Raw genomic sequence first — 24,517 nt, forward strand, 5'->3', positions numbered from 1 at the left:
GAAGCCTCCGTTGCGTGCTATGCTATTTTAAAAAATTTTTCAGGATGCGTTTTTTCAGGATTTTTTTGGTGTTCGGCTACGGTTTGTTTGCCACCCTTTTTTGCGGCGAGGCGGCGGCCCAGCGCAAATACAATTTTAACAGTGATTGGAAATATGAACTGGGCGATATCGCTGCTGCTAAGGGTGTGGATTATAACGACGCCTATTGGAAGCCGGTCACACTTCCGGCTGCCTGGAATGAAGATGAGGCTTTTAAAGAGGATATTCGCGATCTGTCAACCGGCGTTGTTTGGTATCGCAAACATTTTAAATTGCCCGCAAAAGCCAAAGGCCATAAGGTTTTTATCGAATTTGAAGGAATAAGGCAGGCCGGAGATTTTTATGTAAATGGCCAGCCTATTGGCTTTCATGAAAATGGCGTGACGGCGTTTGGATTTGATATTACCCCGCTGGTTCATTTCGAAGGCGACAATGTTATCGCTGCAAGAATTGATAATTCATGGGATTACCGCGAGCGGGCAACCAATACAAAGTACCAATGGGAAGACAGGAACTTCAATGCTAATTATGGTGGGCTTATCCGCAATGTGTTTTTACATATTACGCCCAAGCTATATCAAACTTTACCCCTTTATGCTGACCTGAAAACAACAGGCGTTTACATTTATGCCTCCGATATCGATATCAAACAAAAATCTGCAACCATCAATGCTTCATCTGAGATAAAAAATGAAACCGGAAAGGAGCAGCAGGTTACTTACCGCGTGTCTGTTTTCGATAAGAAAAAGTTGATAAAGCAATTTAAAACTGAAGCGGCGACTTTGGCCGCTGGTGAAACCAAAATACTAAGCGCCGCATCGAAAGTGGATGGGCTTCATTTCTGGAGTTGGGGCTATGGATATCTCTATGATGTGAAAACGGAACTGATTGTGGATGGCAAGCCGATTGACACCGTAAATACGAAGACGGGGTTTAGAAAAACTGAATTTAAAAACGGGATGGTCTATCTCAACGATCGTGTTATCATGATACACGGTTATGCACAGCGAACCTCGAACGAGTGGCCGGCGTTGGGCACTTCTGTGCCGGCCTGGTTGAGCGACTACAGCAACGGCCTGATGGTAGAAAGCGGTGGTAACCTGGTCAGATGGATGCATATTACGCCCTCTAAACAGGATATTGAAAGTTGCGACAGGGTGGGGCTGATGCAGGCCATGCCCGCCGGAGATGCCGAAAAAGATGTCGACGGTCAACGCTGGAACCAGCGCGTATCCGTTATGCGCGATGCGATCATTTATAATCGAAATAACCCAAGCATTATTTTTTATGAATGTGGCAATGAAAGCATCAGTGAAGCGCATATGCGTGAAATGAAAGCGCTGCGCGACTTATACGATCCTCAGGGGGGGCGCGCAATCGGCAGCCGCGAAATGCTCGATAGTAAAGAAGCGGAATATGGAGGCGAAATGCTCTATACCAATAAAAGCGCTGATATTCCCATGTGGGCAATGGAGTACTCGCGCGATGAGGGTTCGCGCAAATATTGGGACGAGTGGACGCCGCCCTATCACAAAGACGGTGATGGGCCGATGCACAACGGGCAGGCAGCGGCGGCTTATAATCGCAACATGGAGTCTCATGCGCTCGAAAATGTAAAGCGCTGGTATGAGTTTTGGCGTGAAAGGCCCGGCACCGGCCGCAGGGTGAGCAGCGGCGGGGTGAACATCGTTTGGTCGGAAACGAATACGCATCACCGGGGGGAAGAAAACTATCGCCGCAGCGGGGAAGTGGATGCCCTGCGAATTAAAAAGCAGAATTACTACGCGCATGAAGTGATGTGGGATGGCTGGGTGAATCCAGAACGCTACCGTGCTCATATTGTAGGCCACTGGAATTATAAACCCGGCGTTCAGAAAGATATCTATGTAATCTCTTCTGCTGCCAAAGTAGCTTTGAAGGTCAACGACAAATCATTGGGTTATGGCACGGTGAGCGACGGATTTATTTTCACTTTCAAAAATGTAAAATGGGAGCCTGGCGTTATTGCAGCGATCGGTTACGATAAGGAAGGCCAACAGGTTTGTGCTACTCAACTTGAAACAGTGAGCAAGCCAGTGGCGCTGCGCTTAAAAGCGATTGATCGGCCTCTACCGTTTTTAGCCAATGGCAACGACGTCGCTCTGGTAGAAGTGGAAGTAGTTGATGCTAAAGGACGGCGTTGCCCGACTGCCTTAAATATGATTGATTATACGTTGGAAGGCCCGGGCGAATGGCGCGGTGGCATGGCGATGGGGCCGGATAATTATGTGCTTGCCAGAAGTTTTCCGGTGGAAGGGGGTGTGAACCGTTTTCTTGTTCGCTCCACTACCACGGCAGGCGCCATCAAAATCGAAGCGCGTTCCGAAGGATTGCAATCGGCTGCTATTCAGTTGCTCACAAAACCCGTAAAAACGGAGGGCGGCCTTTCTACTAATTTGCCGGGCGCTCAGCTGCCCTCTCATCTTACAAGAGGCGCCACGCCTTCAACCCCTTCTTTTAAACAAATTCGAAATACATTACTTATTAAATCGGCTACTGCGGGCGCTAATGCCGGCGACATTAAAAAGAGCTATGATGACAACGAACTGTCAGATTGGGTGAATGACGGGAAACTTTCAACAGCCTGGATCGAGTACGAATTAGATCAGGCGGACGTTATTGACGCGGTAGCGTTAAAGCTCAATAATTTCAGGTCAAGATCCTACCCCTTAATTATTTATGTGGATGGGAAGGAAGTGTTTAAGGGAAATACCACAACGTCTTTGGGTTATTGCACCATTCCGGTCCAATCTCAGAAAGGGAAAAAAATAAAGATCCAGTTGTTTGGTACTTCCTTCGTAGCCAGGCAAAACAACGAAGTAGAAGTGGGCGGTAAAAAATTAGACGATGGCGTCGCAAGAGACGATGCCAATGCAAAGGGCACTCTGAGCATTATCGAAGCTGAAATTTATAAGATGGTAAACTAAGGTTTGTGAAAAGTAAATCTATGTCCAACTCCTGCTGATAACTATGAACCATTTATTGACCATCGTTTGTTTTGTTTTTTGGAGCGCGTTGCCGGTGGCCGCCCAGCAAACGCATGGGTTCGCTGTCGCTAAATTTAGACATGATAAAGCCTGCGCTATTTCCTACACTTTTGATGATGGCTTGAAAGAGCATTACACACTGGTGTATCCGCGTTTGATGGCGCTCGGGTTTAAAGCTACTTTTTGGATCAATGGAAGCAAGATTAATAGCGATGCTGCCCCGTCAAAAGATACTACAAGAATGGATTGGGGCGAACTAAAAGAGATGGCAAACCAAGGGCAGGAGATTTCTAATCATGGCTGGGCCCATAAAAATTTCGGTCGGTTTCCGCTGGCAGAAATTGCAGTAGATATAAGCAAAAATGATAGCGCTATCTATGCGCATACGGGAGTGATGCCACGGACGTTCTGTTATCCAAATAATACCAAAACTCCGGAAGGCGTAAAGCTTGCGTCGCAAAACCGCGTGGGTACAAGGCTTTCCCAGCGCTCCGTCGGCGGAAAATCGACTGATGAAAACCTGCGTAAATGGGCGGATGAATTAATAAAAAATGGCGAGTGGGGCGTCACCATGACGCATGGCATCAGTTATGGATATGACCATTTTGCCACGCCGCAAATACTTTGGCGTCATCTCAACGATGTAAAATCGAGGGAAGATGAAATATGGATCTCGACTTTCAGGGAAGTAGTTTCTTATCAAAAAGAAAGGGATAGCCTCCAATATGAAGTGTCAGACAGGAAAAATGGATTTGTGGTGCATCTAAAATCATCGCTGGACAAAACCCTATTTACGGCGCCATTGACCGGCGTTATAGCAAATGCCGGAGGACGACCAGTGCAAATCAAGCAGGGCGGCTCGAAAATAAAAATTCGAAGAACCGGAAATCGAATCCTTTTTGATTTTGATCCATTTGGAAAAGACATTGTTGTCAAAATCAAATGATAAAAGTTTTCCGGCCCATAGCAACACCAACTGGAATACAGTTTCGGTACAATATATATAAACGATAATCAGATGGAACGTTGATTGTAAAATTTTCATTTCTATCAATACAGGGAAATAAAAGTTTGATACATGATAAGCTCCATTCGAACATAGAACCATAAAAAATTTACGGATGAAAAAAAACTTAATGCTATTTATAATCGCAGCTTTCGCCTGCGCCGCTGGTGTCCATAGCCAGGAGCCGGCACGATCGCGCCATCTTTTCAATTTTGATTGGAAATTTCATCTCGGCCCTGCAGAAGGCGCGCAGCTTCCCGCTTATGATGACGCGGCCTGGGAGCAATTGGACCTGCCACACGATTTTCAGATCAACCAACCCTGGGTTGAATCAGCGGGCGGAGCACGTGGGTTTAAAGAAATGGGAGAGGGGTGGTACCGTAAAACATTCAAAGCCGATCCGGCTTGGCGCGGTAAAAAGGTCTTGCTCGATTTTGAAGGCATTATGGTCTACGGCGATGTATGGCTAAATGGCGAAAAGATCGGCGGAACCGATTATGGCTATCTTGGCTTTGAAACCGATATTAGTAAGTTATTAAAATACGATGCGGATAACGTGGTGGCCGTTCACGCTTCAACCGGTACAAAAGGTGGTTCGCGCTGGTACACGGGTGGCGGTTTGTTTCGCGATGTACATTTAATTATAAAACATGAAGTGTCGGTCGCGAGGCATGGCGTGTTTGTTACAACGCCGCAAATCACCAGTCAGTTTGCCGACGTAAATATTCAGGTTGCTCTGGAAGGCATCCGCAATAAATCTTATGATCTTCAGGTTGAAGCAGCGATCCTTGCTCCGGATGGTAAACAGATAGGCATTTCCAAACTTGAGGCGCCCAAAAGAAATAAACTGCAATCGGTTGAGTTGCCTATGCCTGTTATTAAAGTAGCGGACCCGCAGCTATGGTCATGCGAAACTCCCCATCTTTATTCAGCGGTGATAACGTTGGTTTTAGATGGCAAAATAGTCGATAGGGTGATTGAGAAATTTGGTATTCGCACCGTTGAATTTGATAAGGCTTTTGGGTTTAAATTAAATGGTAAAAAGGTTTTTCTTAAAGGGATTTCCAATCACCATGATTTAGGCGCAGTAGGCGCTGCCGCTTTCGAAACGGCCATAGAGCGACAGATGGACCTGCTGAAAAAATTTGGATATAATCATATCCGGACTTCGCATAATCCTTATTCCCCGGCGTTTCTAAGGCTGGCAGATGAAAAAGGGATATTGATTGTGGATGAATTGTATGACAAATGGAGTAATAAAGATTATTGGCCCGGCCGTAAACCCTGGACGGAACTCTGGCCTCAAAATATTTCGGAATGGATCAAACGCGATCGAAATCACCCTTCGGTGATTATGTGGTCCTTCGGAAATGAATTACAAATGCGGGAAGACCTGGCGGGTTATCCTACCGGCGATTGGGGCGTGACCTCTTATAATCTTTTAAAAGTATTGGCGCACCGATACGATCCCACACGCAAATCAACGGTGGCCATGTTTCCTGCGCGGGCAGGCGGCATGGGCAAATCAGATCCCGATTTCAATATCCATATCGTTCCACCCGAGTTGGCAACGGTAACGGATGTGGCCAGCTTCAATTATCGTTGGTATAATTATGCCGACTATCTCAAACATGCTCCGGATATGAATATCTATCAGAGCGAAGCGACGACCAATGAATTGTTGCAACCTTTTTTTGGAATGAACCGCGACAAAATGGTGGGGTTGGCCTACTGGGGCGCGATTGCCTATTGGGGCGAGTCGAACGGCTGGCCTAAGAAGGGATGGAGTTATTCTTTTTTTGATCATTCTTTGGAACCACTGCCTCAGGCATATCTTATTGAAAGCGCATTTAGCGATCGCCCTCTGGTAAGAATTGCGGTAATGGACAACCAAAAGGAAAATATTGAATGGAATGATATTACTGTTGGCTACCTGCCGCTTTCTTCTCACTGGAACCGCGCTGCGGGAAGTCAGCAAAACCTGTACACTTTTACCAACGCGGAAGAAGTGGAGCTATTGATAAATGGCAAATCTTTCGGAACACAAAAAAATAATATTGATAGTATTGCAAAGCGGAATATGATTTATTGGGAAAGGATTCCTTATCACGAAGGTAAAATTGTGGCTATCGCAAAAACAAATGGTAAAGAAGTGGCGCGTCATGAATTGCAAACCACCGGCAAACCGGTAGCTCTGAAAATAGAAGGTGAAAATAATCAGTGGAAAGCTGATGGTATGGGCTTGCAATATGTAAAAGTATATGCTGTTGATAAAAACGGGAAACATGTTTTCACGGCCGATGAAGCCGAGGTGAAGTTTGAAGTGTCCGGCAACGCTTCGTTGTTAGCCGTTGATAATGGAGATCATTTTAGTGATGCCCTGTTTAACGGGGATCGCAGACAGTTGTATCACGGCTTTGCCATGGCCATTCTTCGCGCCGGTAAAACGCCGGGGCGGGTGACTATTAAAGCGGTAGCGAAAGGGTTGAAGTCGGCTTCAGCGATATTTGTAACGCAATAATCAGGATTTTGACAGCTGGGTTATTTCATAAGAATAACTCTTATTGCAACTATTTTTGTTTGATAAAATGATGCTTTCAAAGGATTGAAAAGGCAATATTATAAAAGAATCGGTTTGATAGTAATGTTGGGATTGATTATTCCGATCGCTGCTTATGCCGATTTTGTATTCAAGGCAAATGCCAAACTGAACTTGTCTGTCGATGACACGCACGATCCTGTCGTGCATACGGCCCTTGAAATTTTTAGCAAAGATTATGTCCGCGTTTTCGGTGGCGAAATAAGTTTCCGGAAAGATGCTGCGCTGATAGTGGGCACATTAGGGCATCTAAGCACCGCGCAGTTGCAGCTGCTTGGGAAATGGAAGGATTCGCTTCAGGCAAAATCGCAGGCCTTTTTTATTGGCGTCAGTGGTCAAAATTTATACGTAATCGGTAGCGACAACCTGGGCACGGCTTACGGCATTTTAGAACTGTCGCGGATGATCGGTGTCTCTCCCTGGGAGTGGTGGGCCGACGCTGAAGTGCAAAAGAAAAAGGCCCAGGTTCTGAAAGACGGCTTTATACGATTTGCTGCGCCTTCCGTAAAATTTCGCGGCATTTTTATTAATGATGAAGATTGGGGCCTGCAACCCTGGGCCGCCAAAACTTATGAAACAGAAACCGGCGATATCGGTCCGAAAACCTATGCCAAAGTGTTTGAACTATTGCTTCGCCTGAGAGCCAATTTACTGTGGCCGGCGATGCACCCCAGCACGAAGGCTTTTTTTCATTACCCTGAAAATATTAAAACGGCCGCAAAATATGGGGTTTATATTGGAAGCTCTCATGCCGAACCCATGCTGCGCAATAATGTCGACGAGTGGAAGGAAGAGGCGATGGGAGCCTTCAACTACCTTACTAACCAGCCGGAGATATATAAGTATTGGAGCGAAAGGGTTCAGCAAAGCAGTGGTATTAATGCGATTTACACCTTAGGTATCAGAGGCGTACATGATAGTAAAATGCTGGGCGCAAATACACTGGCCGAACAGGAAGCGATTTTGTCGCAGGTGATTAAAGATCAACGGGCATTATTAACACAATATATCAATCCGGCGGCAGAAAAAATACCGCAGGTTTTTATCCCTTATAAGGAAGTGCAGGATATTTATGATTACGGACTAAGGCTGCCCGAAGATGTCTCACTGATTTGGTGCGATGATAATTATGGTTACATCCGGCATTTTCCAAATGAAAAAGAAAAATTACGCAAAGGCGGTAATGGGGTATACTATCATATTTCTTACTGGGGGCGGCCCCACGATTATTTGTGGTTGGCGACTACCCATCCCGCGCAGGTATACACGCAGATGAAGAGGGCTTTCGACAAAGGAGCACGCCATCTATGGGTTGTAAATGTCGGTGATATAAAACCTGCGGAGTATCTCACAGAAATGTTTTTAGACTTAGCCTGGGATATCAATTCGATTGCAAATAGCCGCTCAGGGTTGGATTATCATTTAAAATCGTGGTTAGGCCGTGAATTTGGAGCGGCGAATGCGCCGGCGCTGCTGGAAGTGATGAACGAGTATTATCGGCTGGCTTATATCCGCAAGCCTGAATTTATGGGCAGTACCAGAACCGAAGAGAAGGATCCAAAATATAAATCCATTGCGGATCTTCCCTGGTCGGAGCAAGAAATTCGCCAGCGCTTATCAGCATACAAAGCGATTGATGATAAAGTTCGACAGCTAGAGAAGGACATTCCTCCTGAAAAGCGGGATGCGTGGTTTCAATTGATCGCTTATCCGGTGCGCGGCGCCGCAGCTATTAACAGGAAGCTATTGTTCGCACAATTGGCGCGTCATGGAAAGGCCGGCTGGCCTCCAAGTGATGCGGCGTTTGATACCATTAAAGCGCTGACGGCGCAATATGACTGCCTGCGAAACGGCAAATGGAAAGGTATCATGAACGATCAGCCGCGCGGGCTCGCAGTTTTTGAACGCGTGCCGCATGATGCTGTTTCGGCTGGGTTGAAGCAGGAAAGCCGTCCGGTACGTTTGTTTAATGGAATTGAATTTACAGCATATAGTGGAGCTAAACCGGTAGGACATGGGTTAGGGTATCAGCGTGGCGCGATCAGCGTTAAAAAAGGGAGTGCCGTTGATTATACTTTTGTGTCCGGAAATCGAAAATCAGCTAAAATACAAGTAGCGTTGGCGCCCAACCATCCTGTGGAAGGCAGCGCTATTCGATATGCCATTCAGGTAGATGGGCAGCCGGTTCAGGAAGTCGATTATGCAACACAGGGGAGAAGTGAGGAATGGAAAGAAAACGTGTTGCGCAACCAGGCGCTGTGTATTACCTCGCATCAGCTTTCGCGCAGGGAAAAACACACGATCAAAATAAAGGCGCTTGACGAAGGAGTGGTCATCGATCAAATCACGGTTTGGTAACGGCAATGGCTAACGAGCTCTATTTTTTTGTATCATTGGCGCCTATTTTTCATGTATAATTTTTCACAATGGTTAAAGGATTTTTGCTTTTAGGTTTTATCTGTTTGAACATGGTTGGCGGATTGTTGGCGCAGCCGCGGCCGCCTATGATGGGTTGGAGCAGCTGGAACGAATTTCGTATCCACATCAACGAAAAAATGATCAGGGAACAAGCCGATGCCATGATTGCAACCGGCCTTCATGATGCCGGTTATCAGTTTGTCAATATTGACGATGGCTATTTTGGCGGGCGCGAGGCGTCCGGAAAACTGTTTGTAGAGGCTAAAAAATTTCCCTCCGGCATGGCGGCGCTCACCTCTTATATTCATCATAAGGGACTGAAAACAGGTATTTATACCGACGCTGGAAAAAATACCTGCGGGTCCATTTGGGATAAGGATCCTAATGGCTTTGGGGTCGGTATTTACGGGCATGTCGAGCAGGATTGCCAACTGTTTTTTAAAGAATGGGGTTTTGATTTTTTAAAAGTAGATTGGTGCGGTGGTGAAAAGATGAAGCTTGATGAGCAAACGGAATACACCAAAATTATCAAAGCCGTAAAAGCGATCGACCCCGCAATCGGGTTTAATATTTGCCGCTGGCAATTCCCAGGCGAATGGGCCATCAGGCTCGCCGATTCCTGGAGAATGTCGCACGATATCGGAAATAATTTCAAGTCGATTTTAAAAATTATTGACCAAAATGCAGACTTATATCAATATGCGTCGCCAGGGCATTATAACGATATGGACATTTTGCAGGTGGGCCGCGGTATGACCTATGAGGAAGATAAGACTCATTTTTCGATGTGGTGCATGCTCAATTCACCCCTGATGGCGGGTAATGATTTGCGAAAAATGACAGATGAAACGCTTCGGTTGCTTACAAATAAAGAGCTCATTGCTATTAACCAGGATATCAGCCAGGTGCAGGCGCGGCGTGTGTTTAAAGACGGCCATACAGAAGTTTGGATGAAGCGCTTGAAAAATAAAAAGGAGCATGCTATTGCCATTTTAAACCGCAGCGATAAAACTTCTTATTTTACAATACCCACTGAAAAACTCGGCCTGAAAAATAAGTACAAGGTCCGGGATTTATGGAAGCATCAAAACCTTGGCAGGCTAAAAAGCCTGGGGAGTCTGGAGGTTGCTGGCCATGGGGTAGTCATCTTAAAGGTTTATTAGGATATATCGAAATGCTTTCAAAGAAAAAACCCTTGCGTGTCTTTAAAAAAATACTTCAAACGTTTTCGTTCTTTTCAATGAATTAATTACATATTTTTAAGGGCTTAGGAACAATTAAACTTGCCGGCAAAATGAGAAGATCTGTTTTAAAGCCCCGCCAATAAAAAAAAATAATCTAATGAGAAAGCTGTTTCTATCCCTTGCCTTTGTTTCCGGTTTATCGTGTGTGAATGCACAATCCGTGCAGGCAACCCTTTTGCCCGATAGTGCGCAAACAATTATCAGTAAGCATATTTATGGCCATTTTGCAGAACATTTGGGGCGCTGCATTTACGATGGTTTTTGGGTAGATGAAGAGCTGGATGTCAGAAAGCAGGGACGTATTCGGCTGGACGTAGTAGAAGCATTAAAAAAAATTAAGATTCCCAACCTGCGGTGGCCGGGTGGCTGCTTTGCCGATGAATATCACTGGCGTGATGGCATTGGTAAATATACCGAACGCCCTAAAATGGTAAATACCAACTGGGGCGGCGTTTCGGAAGACAACAGTTTTGGAACGCATGAGTTCCTGGAGCTTTGTGAATTATTAAATACAGAGCCCTACGTTGCCGGAAATGTCGGCAGCGGAACGGTTGAAGAAATGGCAAAATGGGTAGAATATCTCAACTCGCCGGCGCAAAGCACGATGACCGAACTCAGGAAACAGAACGGACGGGAAAAGCCCTGGAAAGTGACCTATTGGGGAGTTGGGAACGAGAGCTGGGGTTGCGGCGGCAATATGAGACCAGAGTATTATGCCGACTTGTACCGGCGCTACGCCACCTACGCAAGAAATTACCCGGGCGCCCCGCTTAAAAAAATTGCAAGCGGCGCTAACGCCGGTGATTACCGTTGGACGGAAGTGCTGATGAAGAATATACCGCGCAATCAAATGTGGGGCCTGACGCTTCATTACTACACCCTACCAACCGGCAATTGGGGCAAGAAAGGATCGGCCACTGCTTTTGACGAGGCGCAATATTTTCAAACTATGAAGAATTGCCTGCATATGGAAGAACTGGTGCAAAAGCATTCAGAGATCATGGATAAGTATGATAAAGAAAAGCGGGTGGCATTAGTAGTCGATGAATGGGGCATTTGGACGGATGTGGAACCGGGCACCAATCCCGGGTTTTTGTATCAGCAGAACAGCCTGCGCGATGCGCTGATCGCCGGAACCACGCTCAATATTTTTAACAACCATGCCGACCGCGTAAAAATGGCCAACCTGGCGCAAACCGTGAATGTTTTGCAGTCGATGATCCTTACCAAAGGAAAAGAAATGTTGCTTACGCCTACCTATTATGTATTTGATTTATTCACGGGTCATATGGACGGGCGCTTGATTCCTTTTCATTTTACAAGCCCCGACTACGCCAATGGAACTGAAAAAATTCCTGCCGTTAACGCCTCGGCCTCGATAGATGAAGCGGGTAACATTCATATCACTTTTGTGAATATCGATGCAGGAAAAGATATTACCATCAACGCAACGCTAAAAGGAAAGGTTTATAAGAATGTTAGCGGCCGCATGCTTACCTCGGCTAAATTCAATGATATTAATACTTTTGAAAATAAAGGAAAGGTAGCGCCCACTGGTTTTGATGGCGCCCGTTTGTCCGGCAACAATCTGGTGGTTAAACTACCAAAGCTGAGCGTGGTAAGCGTTACGTTAAACTAATAACCGGGATGCCAGTCTTAACGCGATATAATAAATTTTTAACCGGGGTGGCACGAAAGCATTAAACATGTCGAACCTCTAAATCTTATGTATGGTAAGAAAATATTTTTTGGCGCTTTTTATTATTGTTGGAATTGCCGGTTGCAAAACGGCGTCGCTGCTCACGGACTACGGCATCGAGAAAGGCGATGAGTATGCTTCGATTGCCGTATTGCCCGACACGCAGTATTACACAGCGTTGCGGCATGGTGGAACGATGAAGATGTTTGAAAACCAGGTGGACTGGATTCTAAAAAATTATAAAAAGGAAAAGATCGCTTATGTGATTCATCTGGGCGATATTACTGATCATAATGCACCTGCCGAATGGGAGCGCGCTAAAGAGCAGATGTATCGGCTCGATGCAACCGGTGTACCCTACGGCCTTGCGGTAGGAAATCATGATCAGTCGCCCAATGGTACGCCTGCTCTTAGTAGTGATACAACGCAATATGCACGGTACTTTGGGCGGAACCATTTCGGCAACCGGTCCTGGTTTGGCGGCGCTTTGAGCAGCAACAGCAACACAGAAGCCCATTTTGATATCTTCTCGGCCAACGGAGAAAAATATATGGTCGTTTATTTCCCTTACAACCAGCCGGGCAGCAAGGGCTTTCATGCCGGCTACGAGAAGACAGTTTTGAAATGGGCAGACAGCGTGTTGTCCGTTCATCCCGATCGCAAAGCGATCCTCGTGTCGCACAGCATGCTGAGCCGTCCGAAAGTTACAACTAGTGGCGACAAGCCGGGTATGGGCGACAATAGCTCCGAAAGCAATTTCACTAAGCAGGGCCAGAGCATTTATGAAATGGCGAAAAAACATAGCAATGTTTTCCTGATGCTCGGCGGGCATATTGCCGGTGAGGGCTTTAGAAAAGATACCTACAACGGAAATATTATTAAAACCTATTTGCAGGATTATCAATCGCGCCAAAGCCCGCCCTATGGGGGTTCGAAAGATCGCAACGGCGGAAGCGGAACGATGCGCCTGATGCGCCTGAATAAAACTAAGCAAACGCTAAGTGTGCTTACTTTTACGCCGCAGGCCAATGGTTCGGTGATTAAGGAGCAGGATGGCGACAGCGAGTTTACACATGGATTATATAACTAAAAATCAAACTTTTTTGAATGAAGACGAGTAACAAATTTTCTCTTGACGGTAAAGTAATTATTGTAACAGGCGCGACAGGTGTTTTGGGCCATTCTTTTATTAAAGATCTGGCAACGCAGGGGGCCATCGTGGGCGTGTTGGGACGTAATGAAAAAGTTGCGGAGGAAAGAGTTGCTGAAATTGAGCAAGCTGGCGGAAAGGCGATTGCTTTGATCGCCGATGTTAGTGATCAGGCACAGTTGGAGGCCGCCTGCAAAAAAGTGCTGGATAAATTTCAAAAAATAGACGGGCTGGTAAATGCGGCAGGTGGAAACCAGCCGGGCGCGGTGGTTCAACCCAATGATCAGGTTTTTGAATTGAATATGGACGCGCTCAAACAGGTAATGGATTTGAATTTGTTTGGCACCTTGCTCCCTACTCAGATTTTTGGAAAAGCGATTGCGGAAACATCTCAGCGTGGCAGTATTGTGAACATTTCTTCGGTTGCCGCTCACGGCGCGGTGACAAGAGTGTTGGGCTATAGTCTGGCAAAAACGGCTATTGAGGCTTATACAAAATGGTTCGCTGTTGAAATGGCCAATCGATATGGTGACAAGCTGCGGATGAACGCGCTCGTGCCGGGCTTTTTCCTGGCCGAACAAAATCGCCGCCTCCTGACAAATGAAGACGGTTCCTATACCGATCGCGGGGAGAAAGTAATCAGGAGCACGCCCTACAAAAGGTTTGGCAATCCGGACGAACTCACCGGCGCCCTGATTTGGTTGTTGAGCGATGAGTCTACTTTTGTAAACGGCACTTCCATCAAAGTGGATGGCGGCTTCACTGTTTTTAGCGGCGTTTAAAAAGCTTTGTCATAAAAGTTTTTAAATTATGGACAAGAAATACACCCTGCAAAATGAGCGGATGAAAATAGCGGTGGCTGCGAAAGGCGCTGAACTACAGCAAATCGAAGATCTTAAGAGTGGCCAGTCGTACATGTGGCACGGTGGCGAACCATGGCCCAAATATGCGCCGGTTTTATTTCCCATCGTTGGCGCTCTGAAAGAGGGTGTTTATCATTTTAAGGGAAAGCAATATCAATTGCCGCGTCATGGTTTCGCGCGCGACAGGGTTTTTGACCTTCATGTGCAAACGCCCACGACATTGTCCTTTGTTTTGACAAGCGATGATGCTACGCTGGCGATATATCCTTTTCAATTCGAATTTTATATTAATTATATCCTGCTCGACAACGGCCTAGAAGTGAAGTATAGCGTCATCAATAAAGGCGGCGATGATATGTTTTTTTCAGTCGGTGGCCATCCGGCATTTAAGCTGCCGCTGTTTGCGGGTGATCAATACGAAGATTATACTATTGAATTTGAAAAGAAAGAAAATACGGGCCGTTGGTTATTAGACAATGGTTTGATCAAATCCGCTTCAGCGCCGCTTTTACATAACAGCAGCATTTTGCCCATTCGAAAAGACTTATTTTATCAGGATGCTATTGTGTTGAAGCATTTAAACAGTTCGAAGCTACAACTATTATCGTCAAAATCAGGGGCAGGCTTTGCTTTCGATTTTGCAGGGTTTCCTTATCTCGGGATATGGGCTGCACCAAATGCTGACTTTATTTGTATCGAACCCTGGTGTGGTATTGCGGATGCCGTTGATAGCTCGCAGGAATTGAGTGAAAAAGAGGGGATTCATAAACTCGCCTCGCACGAAACCTTTGAAAGAAGCTGGCAATTTACGACCATTGGTTAGCGTATTCCAAAAATTCTGAAAGCGGCCGCCAGGCATCAGCGTCTTCAAAAAAAACGGCCAATCTCGGGTTGCCGTAATAAATATAACATTTCAACTTCTCGCGTTTTCGGGTTTATCAATTATCTTTCGGCCCGTTAAACAATGGAAAAAACAGTCTTCTTTTTACTTTTTATATTTTCTGCCATCGCAGCAACTAGTCAGCAAAAGCACACGCTGAGCGGAACGATTCGTTCGCAACGAAGCGGCGAAACAATTATTGGTGCGAGCGTGCGGTCTATAAATGGAACCGAAGGAACGGTGAGTAATGAATATGGTTTTTTCTCACTGACTTTGCCGGAGGGGGATTATGAAATCGAATTTTCGGCGATCAGTTTTGAGACCTCGGTAGAACAAATAAAGCTAACGGAGAATTTTTCGAAAAATATACTTTTACCGGATGAAGTAAAGGACCTGGAACAGGTTACAGTGTCTGCAACCGGAAAAGGCCGAACGATAACCGGCACGCAAATGGGCGTTGAAAGGCTGAGCATACAAGAGGTGAAAACCATTCCCATGCTGCTGGGCGAGCGCGACATTCTGAAAGCGATTCAATTATTGCCGGGCATCAAACAGGCGGGCGACGGGAATAGCGGTTTTTATGTACGGGGCGGCAGTGCTGATCAAAACCTCATTTTGCTCGATGAAGCGCAGGTATATAATGCGTCGCATTTGCTGGGCTTTTTCTCTACTTTTAATTCAGATGCTGTTAAAGACATTACGGTTTACAAAGGCGGTATGCCGGCGCAGTATGGCGGGCGACTGTCGTCTGTGCTCGACGTTAAAATGAACGAAGGCAATAACCAAAATTTTGAATTAAGCGGCGGCATCGGGCTCATTTCAGCGAAACTCAACCTGGAAGGGCCGATTCAAAAAAATAAATCGTCCTTTTTGCTTTCGGGCCGCCGCACCTATGCCGACGTATTTGTGCCACTGGCAAAAGATACCGCCATCAGGAAAAACAGGCTTTACTTTTATGACTATAATGCCAAGCTCAACTATCAGCTGGGCAAGAAAGACAATCTTTATATATCGGGATATTTCGGCAGGGACTATTTAAAGTTTGACCAACAATTTGGCATCAACTGGGGAAATATAACCGGCACGGCCAGGTGGAACCATATCTTTAACAGCAGGCTGTTTTCAAATACGTCTTTTATCTACAGCGATTTTGATTATAATATTAATATCAATAACCCCAATAACGATCTTGATATTTATTCTAAAATCCGTGACCTGAATCTGAAACAAGAATTTCAATGGTATGCCGGCAGCGCCCATTCGATGCGCTTTGGCTTTAATTCTACTTATCACAAAATAAGGCCGGGCGATGTTACGTCGTCGGGCACGGCGAGCTTCAATAATTTTTATTTACAAGACCGCTACTCCTGGGAGAATGCTTTGTTTGCGACCGACACCTGGAAGGCGGCGCCCTGGCTCAACCTCACCTATGGCGCGCGACTAACGTCCTTTGCTATTTTGGGCGAGGGTGATTTCTATAATATTGACAGCGATGGAAATGTTACCGACACGCTTTCTTACGCGAAAAATCGACTGGTGAAAAATTACATCAATATCGAGCCGCGTCTTGCTGCAAGTTTTATTCTAAACCGCACCACTTCTGTCAAAGCATCTTATGTGAGAAATGTGCAGAACCTGCATCTCATGTCTAATTCAACCACGGGCGCTCCAACTGATAAATGGCTGGCGAGCACCAATATTATCAAACCTGAAATTGCCGACCAGGTAGCCTTGGGCTGGTACAAAAACTTCGCGGGCTCGCGTTATGAATTTTCAACGGAGGCGTATTACAAAAAAATGTACAATCAGATAGATTACAGGCCTGGCGCGGATGTTTTTACCAATGATGCTATCGAGTCGCAAATTTTATTCGGTATTGGAAGAGCCTACGGGTGGGAGGTTTTTTTAAAAAAGAAAACGGGAAAAGCTACCGGTTGGATCAGTTACACATTATCTAAAACAGAAAGGAAGATTGATGGGATTAACGACGGCGCCTGGTACAACGCCCGCCAGGACCGGACGCATGATGTGGCAATCGTGTTCAACTATCAGCTCAACAGGAAATGGAATCTTGCCGCCAACTGGATTTATTACACGGGAGATGCAGTAACGTATCCCAACGGGAAATATGTAATCGACAATCAACTGGTGTTCTATTACACAAAAAGAAATGCCGACCGCATGCCGGCCTACCATCGTTTAGACCTCGGCGCAACCTGGTTGTTGAAAGATAAAAAGAAGTTTACTTCGGAGTTGGCATTCAGTGTGTTTAATGCCTATGGCCGTGAAAATCCTTATATCATTACGTTTGGCCAAAATGAGGATGATCCTTCAAAAACGGAAGCTGTTCAAACCTCACTTTTTAGATTTGTTCCTTCCATTTCGTATAACTTTAAGTTTAAATAACGTGCGTCATTTTTTTAATATAGGGTTGGTGCTCTCTATCGCGTTGCTGGCGATTGGCTGCGAGCGCGTTATCAATGTTGATATCAAAGATGCCGCGCCGCGATTTGTGGTGGAAGGAATACTGACGGATGACAGTACCTGCCGCGTAAGGCTATCTCAGACCAGCAATTTCAACGACACCATCAATTTGCGTGGATTGAGTAACGCAAGAGTAACGATTTTTGAAGAAGGCGGGGCAGGGGTGCTGCTTTCAGAAACGTCGGTGAAAGGGGTGTATAGGGCGCCTTTCACAGGAAAGCCGGGCCGTACTTATAATTTAAGAGTGGAGTATATGCCAGAAACAGCCAACAGTCCGCTCGTTTTCACCAGCACCTCGACAATGCCACGCAAAGTGCAGCTAGACAGTTTGTTTGTGACCCAACGTGTCTTCCTGGGGCAAAACCGGCGCATCGCTACTATTCGATTTAAAGACCCGGCAGCGCTGGGCAATGCGTATCGCTTTGTGCAGTACGTGGACGGGGAGGAAGAAACGACGATTTTTCTGGCGAAGGACGACCTTATCAATGGCAGGACGGTGGTCGATGAATTGCTTATATTCAACGATGAATATACGTTGAATAAATGCGACCAATTGCGCGTCGAACTGCAAAGTATCGATAAAGCAATTTATTTGTTTTGGTATAGTTTAAGCCAGAGTTCGTTGGGCTCTTCTCAATCGGCCTCTCCCGGAAATCCTGCATCAAATATAAAGGGTGGGGCATTGGGTTATTTCAGTGCGCATACGGTGTCTTCGCTCAACATAGCCGTGGATCCTGATTCAACCTGTAGTTATCCGGTGGACTAGCACCGGATTATTATCGCGGCGATGCCGGCAGAAAATTTGTATATTCAATTGCCGGATCATTTTATAAAAAGTCCATAATTCTTTGTCAAATTAATGGTGAAGAGCATTGGAATTACTGATAGTGTTATATTTTCGCCCTCTTTAAAATCGAAATATAGCAATTAACTAACGATAGCTTTCTTAACGCATGAAGCAACTTTCAATCAAAGATATTGCACGCTTAGCGGGTGTGGTGCCCTCCACGGTTTCTTTTGTGATCAATGGTAAAGAAAAGGAAATGCGGATCAGTGAGGAAATGGCCAAAAAAATCCGCAAGATTATTAAAGACACAGGTTACATCCCCAACAAGTCTGCTGCGAGCCTGAGAACCGGCAAAACGCATGTTATTGGTTTGATCGTTGAAAATATCTCAAACAGGTTCTTTTCCATGTTGGCAAAAGCGATTGAAGATATCGCATATGATGTGGGTTATCGCCTGGTTTATTGCAGTACAGAAAATGATGATAAAAAAGGGTCTGAGCTCATTAGGATGTTGCATAAGCAGGTAGATGGGTTTATCATTACGCCGTCGAAAGGTATGAAAGAGGAAGTACTGAAACTTAAAACCTCTGGTAAGCCGGTCGTGTTATTGGATCGATATTTCGCGGATGTCGATATTCCCTACGTATTGGTTGATAATAAAAAGAGTGTAAAGTCCGGCGTTGAACTGTTATATGAAAAAGGTTATAAAAGAATAGCATTCATTATTACGGCGCTCGAACAAACACAAATGCAAGACCGGTTGGCTTCTTTTAAAGCGGCTGCTAAAAAGCATGATATCCTGGATCCGGAGTTGATTTTGGAACTTCCTTTTTCTGCCCAGGAAGGCGCTTATGAAAACGATATCCGGTCTTTTTTAAAGAAGCACAAGGATATTGATGCCATCTTTTTTGCCACTAACTATTTAGCTATTCAAGGCCTCAAGGCGCTCCAGGAGCTGAACTGGAAAATACCTGGTAAGGTTGGCGTCTTATCTTTTGATGACCATGAAATCTTTAAACTCTACACACCCTCCATCACTGCTATTAATCAGCCCATTACCGAAATTGCTAAAAAAGGGGTAGAGATATTAAGGCTTCAAATGAGCGGCAAAGCCGAGCCTGCGGGGCAGGCTACTTTGCTAAAATCAGAAATCATTAATCGGAAATCTTTGTAAAAAAACTTTTGTAATTAACAAAAGTTTTATACTTTAGTGGTGCAAAAACGATTTTTCTTAACGATTGCTACGACTCTAAGCCATGACTCTAAGCCAGAGAATATTGCCGCTTTTGATTGCCCTCACGCTTTGTGGCGGTAGATTTCATGTTTTATCACAACCGGCTACTGTCAATTTTTTATCAGAATTGAAACGTCTGGGAAATATTCCGGAGCTTCCGGTTTACCTGCCCGATAGTGAGGTTAAACAATTTTCTTCTTATGACCGGAGCGGGGGAAATGATGACGGTTTTAGCGGTAAATATTCATTTGTTCGTAAAAATGAAAAAGGCCACCTGGTCATTTTTGATGCATCGTCAAGCGGCGTGATAGAGCGAATATGGACGCCAACTCCAACTGACGACACGCTTGATTTTTATTTTGAAGGCGCTGCTTCACCTTCTTTTTCGATTAAGTTTCGCGACTTGTTTAGCGGAGCAGTTTCGCCCTTTGTTCATCCCCTCGCCGGATCGAAAGTCGGAGGCTTTTACAGTTATATTCCGATTCCCTACAAAGACGGGTGTAAAGTGGTGTTGCGCGGAGAAAAATTAATGTTCTATCAAATACAGTATCGAACATTGGGGGCTGCTTACCGCGTGCAGTCTTTCAGCGGGAAAACGACGGCCGATGAACAAAAGCTGCTGCGTCGCGTCGCAGAAAGCTGGGCTGACGAAGACCCGACTGATATTTCCTGGTTGACAAAAAAGACAGCCTGCATTGAAAACGAACTGAAACTCGAGCCCGGAAAGACGTTGTCATTCGCTTCTTTAGCGGAGGGCGGGCGAGTGGTGGGTGTGCAGATATCACCTTCAAGATTGTTTGAGGGCGCCTACAAGCAGGTAGATCTTAGAATTACCTGGGATGGTGAAGAGCAGCCTGCCATCAACCTGCCCATCGCCGACTTTTTTGGTTTTGCGTTTGGCAGTCGTTCTATGAAAAGTAAATTGATGGGAGCGACGGATGCGAAACTTTACTGTTATCTGCCCATGCCTTTCGACCGATCGGCCCGCTTTGAATTAGTGTATCGCGAAAATAAATTGTTAGAAGGTCAGCCCGTCTTATCGCTCAAAACTTCGGTATTTTATACTGCTGAAAAAAGAAATATAAAGCAAGAAGGCAAGCTGTATGCTTTTTGGAACAGCAGTCAGCCGGCTCCCGGCGAGCCTCATTTGTTTTTGGAGGGAAACGGAGCTGGACATTATATGGGCACACTACTGCAAAGCCAGGCGACTGAATTTTCCCATTTCACCGAATTTTTTGAAGGAGACGATAAAACGCTAATAGATGGTGCTATGGCTATTCATGGAACGGGTAGCGAAGACTATTTTAATGGAGGTTGGTACGCCCAACCCGGCGGATGGGTGGAGAAGTTGGGAACTGCATTGCATGGATGTCTCGATTATTCTTTGCCTTTTAGCCGCACAGGCGGTTACAGGTTTTATTTAACCGACAAAATCCCTTTCAATAAAAGTATTCAGCATAGCATTGAACACGGGCCTGAACAAAATAATCGAAAGGTTTGGTACACCTCGGTGGCTTTTTACTACGCCAATAGGCCCGTGCAAATCAACCATCCGCCCCAAAATGAAACCGCAATTGTATTTCAGCCAGACACACTTACTTTTTATACCCGCTTGATGCAGCATCTTACTTATAATGGAAATATACATCTGCGAGACGGAAGCGCGGTGTCGGAAGGAGCGGATAACGCAGCTATGAATATCAGCGTGGCTGAGCTACAGAAGGGTAAGTATAAAGTTTTTCTGCATCAGGTTAAAGAAAGCGACGGCAATGTTGAAGTGAGTCTTGCCGCAGGTCGCGAGCCCTCCGGCTGGAAAAAAGTCCCGTTAAAAGACCAGGATTGCTACCTGGGTGAAATTGAAATTTACGATCCCGCTATACCCGTATCCATATTGTTTAAAAACAGCGACAGGAAATCGTTGCGTTTTAACCGGGTTATGCTTGTTCCATATAAATAAAAGCCAATTATTAATTTTTAAAGTGTCATTTATGAGAAGTCCACTTTGGGTACTTAACAAGGGCATGCATGCGCTGCTGCTGTTTATCTTTTTGAATGCGGGAGATCTGCATGCTCAAGATGAATTACAAAATATTTCAGGGCTGGTGCGAGACCGGGCCGGTTTGTTCATCGCCAATGTATCGGTCCAGGTGCAGGGTTCTGATCGTGGGACGATCACCGATGCAAGAGGCGAATTCAACATCAGGGCCTCGAAGTTCGATAGTCTGGTGTTCTCTTCGGTAGGCTATTTGCCGACTACGATGGTGGTGGGTAACAATCGTGTTTTAAATGTAGTATTGGAAGCCGAACAAAACTCTATGAATGAAGTCGTGGTAGTGGGGTTTGGCCGGCAGAGAAAAATTAGCGTAGTAGGTGCGCAATCCACGGTTAACCCCGAAGAACTCGACATGCCGGTGTCTAATATCAACACGCTTTTAGCCGGACGCCTTTCGGGTGTCATTGGTGTGCAGCGTGGCGGACAGCCCGGCCGAAGCAGCGCTGATATTTGGATCAGGGGGATCTCTACTTTTGGTGGCGGGTCTTCCGCTCCGCTAATATTGGTTGATGGAGTGCAACGAGATATCAACAATATTGACGCCCAGGACGTAGCTTCTTTTACGGTGTTAAAAGATGCGGCCGGTACGGCAGTTTATGGTGTTCGCGGCGCCAACGGTGTTATATTGATTACGACCAAAACGGGTAAAGTAGGCAAGCCCCAGGTAAACATTGATTTTAGCCAGGGTGTTTCCATGTTTACGCAAGTGCCAAAAATGGCCAACGCGGTTCAGTATCTCGAAGCTGCCAACGAGTCTTTTACTACGCGCGGACAAAATGCAAAATACTCACAGGAGTATATCGACAACACTATCAATAATACCGACCCTGAATTATATCCCAATGTAGATTGGTTTGACGCACTTTTTAAGCCACAGGGCAGCATTCGCACGGCGAACGTAAATGTAAATGGAGGTTCCGATTTTCTGAAATACTATGGATCGGTTTCGTATTATGATGAGACTGGTTTGATGAACACCGATAAGTTACAGGATTACAATGCCGATCTTAAATTCAGAAGGTTTAATGTAACCACTAATGTGAATATGAATATTACGCGGACTACAAAGCTTGATATTGGTATCCGCGGTTTTTTCAGCAATATCAACCAACCCTATATCGGTGTTACAGATATTTTTGGTTCGGCAATGTCTACGCCTCCGACCGAATATCCGCTTGAATACACCGGCGGATTTGTTCCGGGAAAGAATCCAAACGGCGGTTATCGCAACCCTTGGGCGGATCTTACCCGCAGGGGCTATAATACGGAATTTAACAACCAGTTATTTTCCAATCTTCGCCTTACACAAGATTTTGGATTCGTCGTTAAGGGGCTGAGCGCAACTTCGATGTTTGCCTTCGATGCTGCCAACAGGCGCACGCTGGCAAGAGGTAAAAGAGAAGATACTTTTTTCCCTGATCCTGCAAAACCCAGAAACGATGATGGCTCTTTGAACCTTACCAGAACTTTTGTGGGTTCGGGAAATTATCTTTCTTACGAAAGAAGCAATGGCGGGAACCGTAGGTTTTACTGGGAGTCGTCGCTTAATTATGATAATACTTTTGGAAAAAGCCGGGTAGGCGGTTTAGCGCTTTTTTATACGCAAGATTATTCGGATGAATTTGCCGGGGACTTTACCAGTGCAATCCCGCAGCGCTCTGTGGGCCTTGCAGGCAGGCTGACCTACTCTTATGATGACAGATATTTTATCGAAGGAAATATTGGTTACAACGGGTCTGAAACCTTTGCTCCTGAAAACCGGTTTGGTACTTTCCCCGCATTTGGCGTGGGCTGGGTGCCGTCGAATGAAAAGTTTTTCGAGCCAGTGAAAAACGTGATTACCTATTTGAAATTCCGCTACTCTGATGGTTTGACCGGTATTGGAGATATTGTAGGCCGCAGGTTTGGTTACCTCACTATCGTCGCTGATAACGTGCAGGGCTACCGCTTTGCCAGGGATTATGGATACACTTCTGGTATCAACGTCACAGAATTTGGATATGATGTTGCCTGGGCTGAAGCCAGAAAGCAAGATCTGGGTATCGAGGTGAAAACCTTGCAAGACCGTCTTTCTATCATCGTTGATTTATTTAAGGAGAGAAGAGAAGGCATATTCTTAAGAAGAGGTTCGCTGCCGCTCTTTATGGGGCTTAGCAATCAGCCGTTTGGAAATTTGGGAATCACAAATAATAAAGGGATCGATGGAAGCATTGAGTACAACGGGAATATTGGCCAGGTAGAGTTTAATCTGCGCGGCAACCTTACCTATAACAAAGACGAAATGGTGGAAAACGATCAGCCCGTGCCTCAATATTCATGGATGGACCGCCGCGGACATAATATCCTCGCGCGATTTGGTTATGTGGCGGAAGGATTATTCAGAGACCAGGCCGAAATTGACGCAAGCGCCGTACCAGGTGATAAGTCTTTGGTGTTGCCCGGCGATATCAAGTATAAAGACCTGAATGGCGACGGTTTGATCAATAGCTATGACCAGACGTATATTGGTTATGGCGATGTTCCTTCAATGGTCTATGGTTTTGGTTTTGGACTGGGATACAAAGCATTTAAGTTAAACGTGTTGTTTACCGGTCAGAACGGGGCTGATATTTACCTGGCCGGGGACGCTATCCAGCCTTTTGCAAACGGCGCTGGTATTTCTAATGTTTATGCAAATATTGACGACCGCTGGACAGAAGCCAACCCACGCCAGGACGTGTTTTATCCAAGGCTTGCCAATGGGGAAGATCGCAACAGGAACAACACCCAGTTCAGTTCTTGGTGGTTAAGAGATGCGAATTTCATCCGCCTGAAAACTGCTGAGTTAGATTATATCGTTCCGCAGCACCTCATCAAGGGCGTATTTAAAAAAGCAATCGTTTATATACAGGCGATTAACCCGCTTACCTTCAGCAAGTTTGATTTTTGGGATCTGGAAAGTACGGTGAATGTTGGCAACGGAACCAGGTATCCTAATATCAAATCGTTCTCTTTGGGCGTGAATCTCAATTTCTAAAAACTATTCAATCATACTG

General features: G+C 45.5%; 14 protein-coding genes. All 14 read left to right on the forward strand.

What is annotated here, in order from left to right:
- Positions 1–44: 44 nt before the first annotated feature.
- A complete protein-coding gene (locus ABDK00_RS04715) occupies positions 45–3,005 on the forward strand; it encodes a glycoside hydrolase family 2 protein (RefSeq protein ID WP_346238722.1) in 2,961 nt (986 codons plus the stop codon).
- Between the two features lie 43 nt (positions 3,006–3,048).
- On the forward strand, positions 3,049–4,011 hold the full coding sequence (locus ABDK00_RS04720) for a polysaccharide deacetylase family protein (RefSeq protein WP_346238723.1): 963 nt from the start codon (positions 3,049–3,051) through the stop codon (positions 4,009–4,011).
- Positions 4,012–4,186: 175 nt separating this feature from the next.
- Positions 4,187–6,592, forward strand: a complete 2,406-nt coding sequence (locus ABDK00_RS04725; RefSeq protein ID WP_346238724.1) for a glycoside hydrolase family 2 TIM barrel-domain containing protein — start codon at positions 4,187–4,189, stop codon at positions 6,590–6,592.
- Positions 6,593–6,715: 123 nt separating this feature from the next.
- Complete coding sequence (locus tag ABDK00_RS04730) at positions 6,716–9,028, forward strand: glycosyl hydrolase 115 family protein (RefSeq protein ID WP_346238969.1); 2,313 nt, start codon at positions 6,716–6,718, stop codon at positions 9,026–9,028.
- 68 nt (positions 9,029–9,096) lie between these two features.
- Positions 9,097–10,251: a glycoside hydrolase family 27 protein gene (locus tag ABDK00_RS04735; RefSeq protein WP_346238725.1), complete on the forward strand. Its 1,155-nt coding sequence runs from the start codon at positions 9,097–9,099 to the stop codon at positions 10,249–10,251.
- 178 nt (positions 10,252–10,429) lie between these two features.
- Entirely contained in the window at positions 10,430–11,971 is a 1,542-nt protein-coding gene (locus ABDK00_RS04740) for an alpha-N-arabinofuranosidase (RefSeq protein WP_346238726.1), read from the forward strand.
- Between the two features lie 91 nt (positions 11,972–12,062).
- The gene (locus ABDK00_RS04745; protein ID WP_346238727.1) at positions 12,063–13,121 is read left to right on the forward strand and encodes a metallophosphoesterase; all 1,059 of its coding nucleotides are present in this window, start codon (positions 12,063–12,065) and stop codon (positions 13,119–13,121) included.
- A 17-nt stretch (positions 13,122–13,138) separates the two neighbouring features.
- Complete coding sequence (locus ABDK00_RS04750; RefSeq protein ID WP_346238728.1) at positions 13,139–13,963, forward strand: SDR family oxidoreductase; 825 nt, start codon at positions 13,139–13,141, stop codon at positions 13,961–13,963.
- Between the two features lie 28 nt (positions 13,964–13,991).
- Positions 13,992–14,867 (forward strand): aldose 1-epimerase family protein, encoded by an 876-nt coding sequence (locus tag ABDK00_RS04755; RefSeq protein WP_346238729.1) that lies wholly within the window; start codon positions 13,992–13,994, stop codon positions 14,865–14,867.
- 141 nt (positions 14,868–15,008) lie between these two features.
- Positions 15,009–17,330 (forward strand): TonB-dependent receptor, encoded by a 2,322-nt coding sequence (locus ABDK00_RS04760; RefSeq protein ID WP_346238730.1) that lies wholly within the window; start codon positions 15,009–15,011, stop codon positions 17,328–17,330.
- 1 nt (position 17,331) lies between these two features.
- Entirely contained in the window at positions 17,332–18,174 is an 843-nt protein-coding gene (locus ABDK00_RS04765; RefSeq protein WP_346238731.1) for a DUF4249 domain-containing protein, read from the forward strand.
- Positions 18,175–18,361: 187 nt separating this feature from the next.
- Entirely contained in the window at positions 18,362–19,369 is a 1,008-nt protein-coding gene (locus ABDK00_RS04770) for a LacI family DNA-binding transcriptional regulator (protein ID WP_346238732.1), read from the forward strand.
- A 187-nt stretch (positions 19,370–19,556) separates the two neighbouring features.
- Positions 19,557–21,386, forward strand: a complete 1,830-nt coding sequence (locus ABDK00_RS04775) for a glycoside hydrolase family 172 protein (protein ID WP_346238733.1) — start codon at positions 19,557–19,559, stop codon at positions 21,384–21,386.
- A gap of 31 nt (positions 21,387–21,417) precedes the next feature.
- Positions 21,418–24,498 carry a TonB-dependent receptor gene (locus tag ABDK00_RS04780; protein ID WP_346238734.1) on the forward strand — a complete coding sequence of 1,027 codons (3,081 nt, stop codon included), beginning with the start codon at positions 21,418–21,420 and terminating at the stop codon, positions 24,496–24,498.
- Positions 24,499–24,517 lie beyond the last annotated feature (19 nt).

This window comes from Niabella insulisoli, assembly GCF_039652435.2.
GTDB lineage: Bacteria > Bacteroidota > Bacteroidia > Chitinophagales > Chitinophagaceae > Niabella > Niabella insulamsoli.

Coding starts and splice junctions, on each gene's coding strand:
- ABDK00_RS04780 (WP_346238734.1), top strand. CDS start 21,418: ATGAGAAGTCCACTTTGGGTACTTAACAAGGGCATGCATGCGCTGCTG.
- ABDK00_RS04770 (WP_346238732.1), top strand. CDS start 18,362: ATGAAGCAACTTTCAATCAAAGATATTGCACGCTTAGCGGGTGTGGTG.
- ABDK00_RS04730 (WP_346238969.1), top strand. CDS start 6,716: ATGTTGGGATTGATTATTCCGATCGCTGCTTATGCCGATTTTGTATTC.
- ABDK00_RS04750 (WP_346238728.1), top strand. CDS start 13,139: ATGAAGACGAGTAACAAATTTTCTCTTGACGGTAAAGTAATTATTGTA.
- ABDK00_RS04740 (WP_346238726.1), top strand. CDS start 10,430: ATGAGAAAGCTGTTTCTATCCCTTGCCTTTGTTTCCGGTTTATCGTGT.
- ABDK00_RS04720 (WP_346238723.1), top strand. CDS start 3,049: ATGAACCATTTATTGACCATCGTTTGTTTTGTTTTTTGGAGCGCGTTG.
- ABDK00_RS04745 (WP_346238727.1), top strand. CDS start 12,063: ATGGTAAGAAAATATTTTTTGGCGCTTTTTATTATTGTTGGAATTGCC.
- ABDK00_RS04755 (WP_346238729.1), top strand. CDS start 13,992: ATGGACAAGAAATACACCCTGCAAAATGAGCGGATGAAAATAGCGGTG.
- ABDK00_RS04735 (WP_346238725.1), top strand. CDS start 9,097: ATGGTTAAAGGATTTTTGCTTTTAGGTTTTATCTGTTTGAACATGGTT.
- ABDK00_RS04725 (WP_346238724.1), top strand. CDS start 4,187: ATGAAAAAAAACTTAATGCTATTTATAATCGCAGCTTTCGCCTGCGCC.
- ABDK00_RS04760 (WP_346238730.1), top strand. CDS start 15,009: ATGGAAAAAACAGTCTTCTTTTTACTTTTTATATTTTCTGCCATCGCA.
- ABDK00_RS04715 (WP_346238722.1), top strand. CDS start 45: ATGCGTTTTTTCAGGATTTTTTTGGTGTTCGGCTACGGTTTGTTTGCC.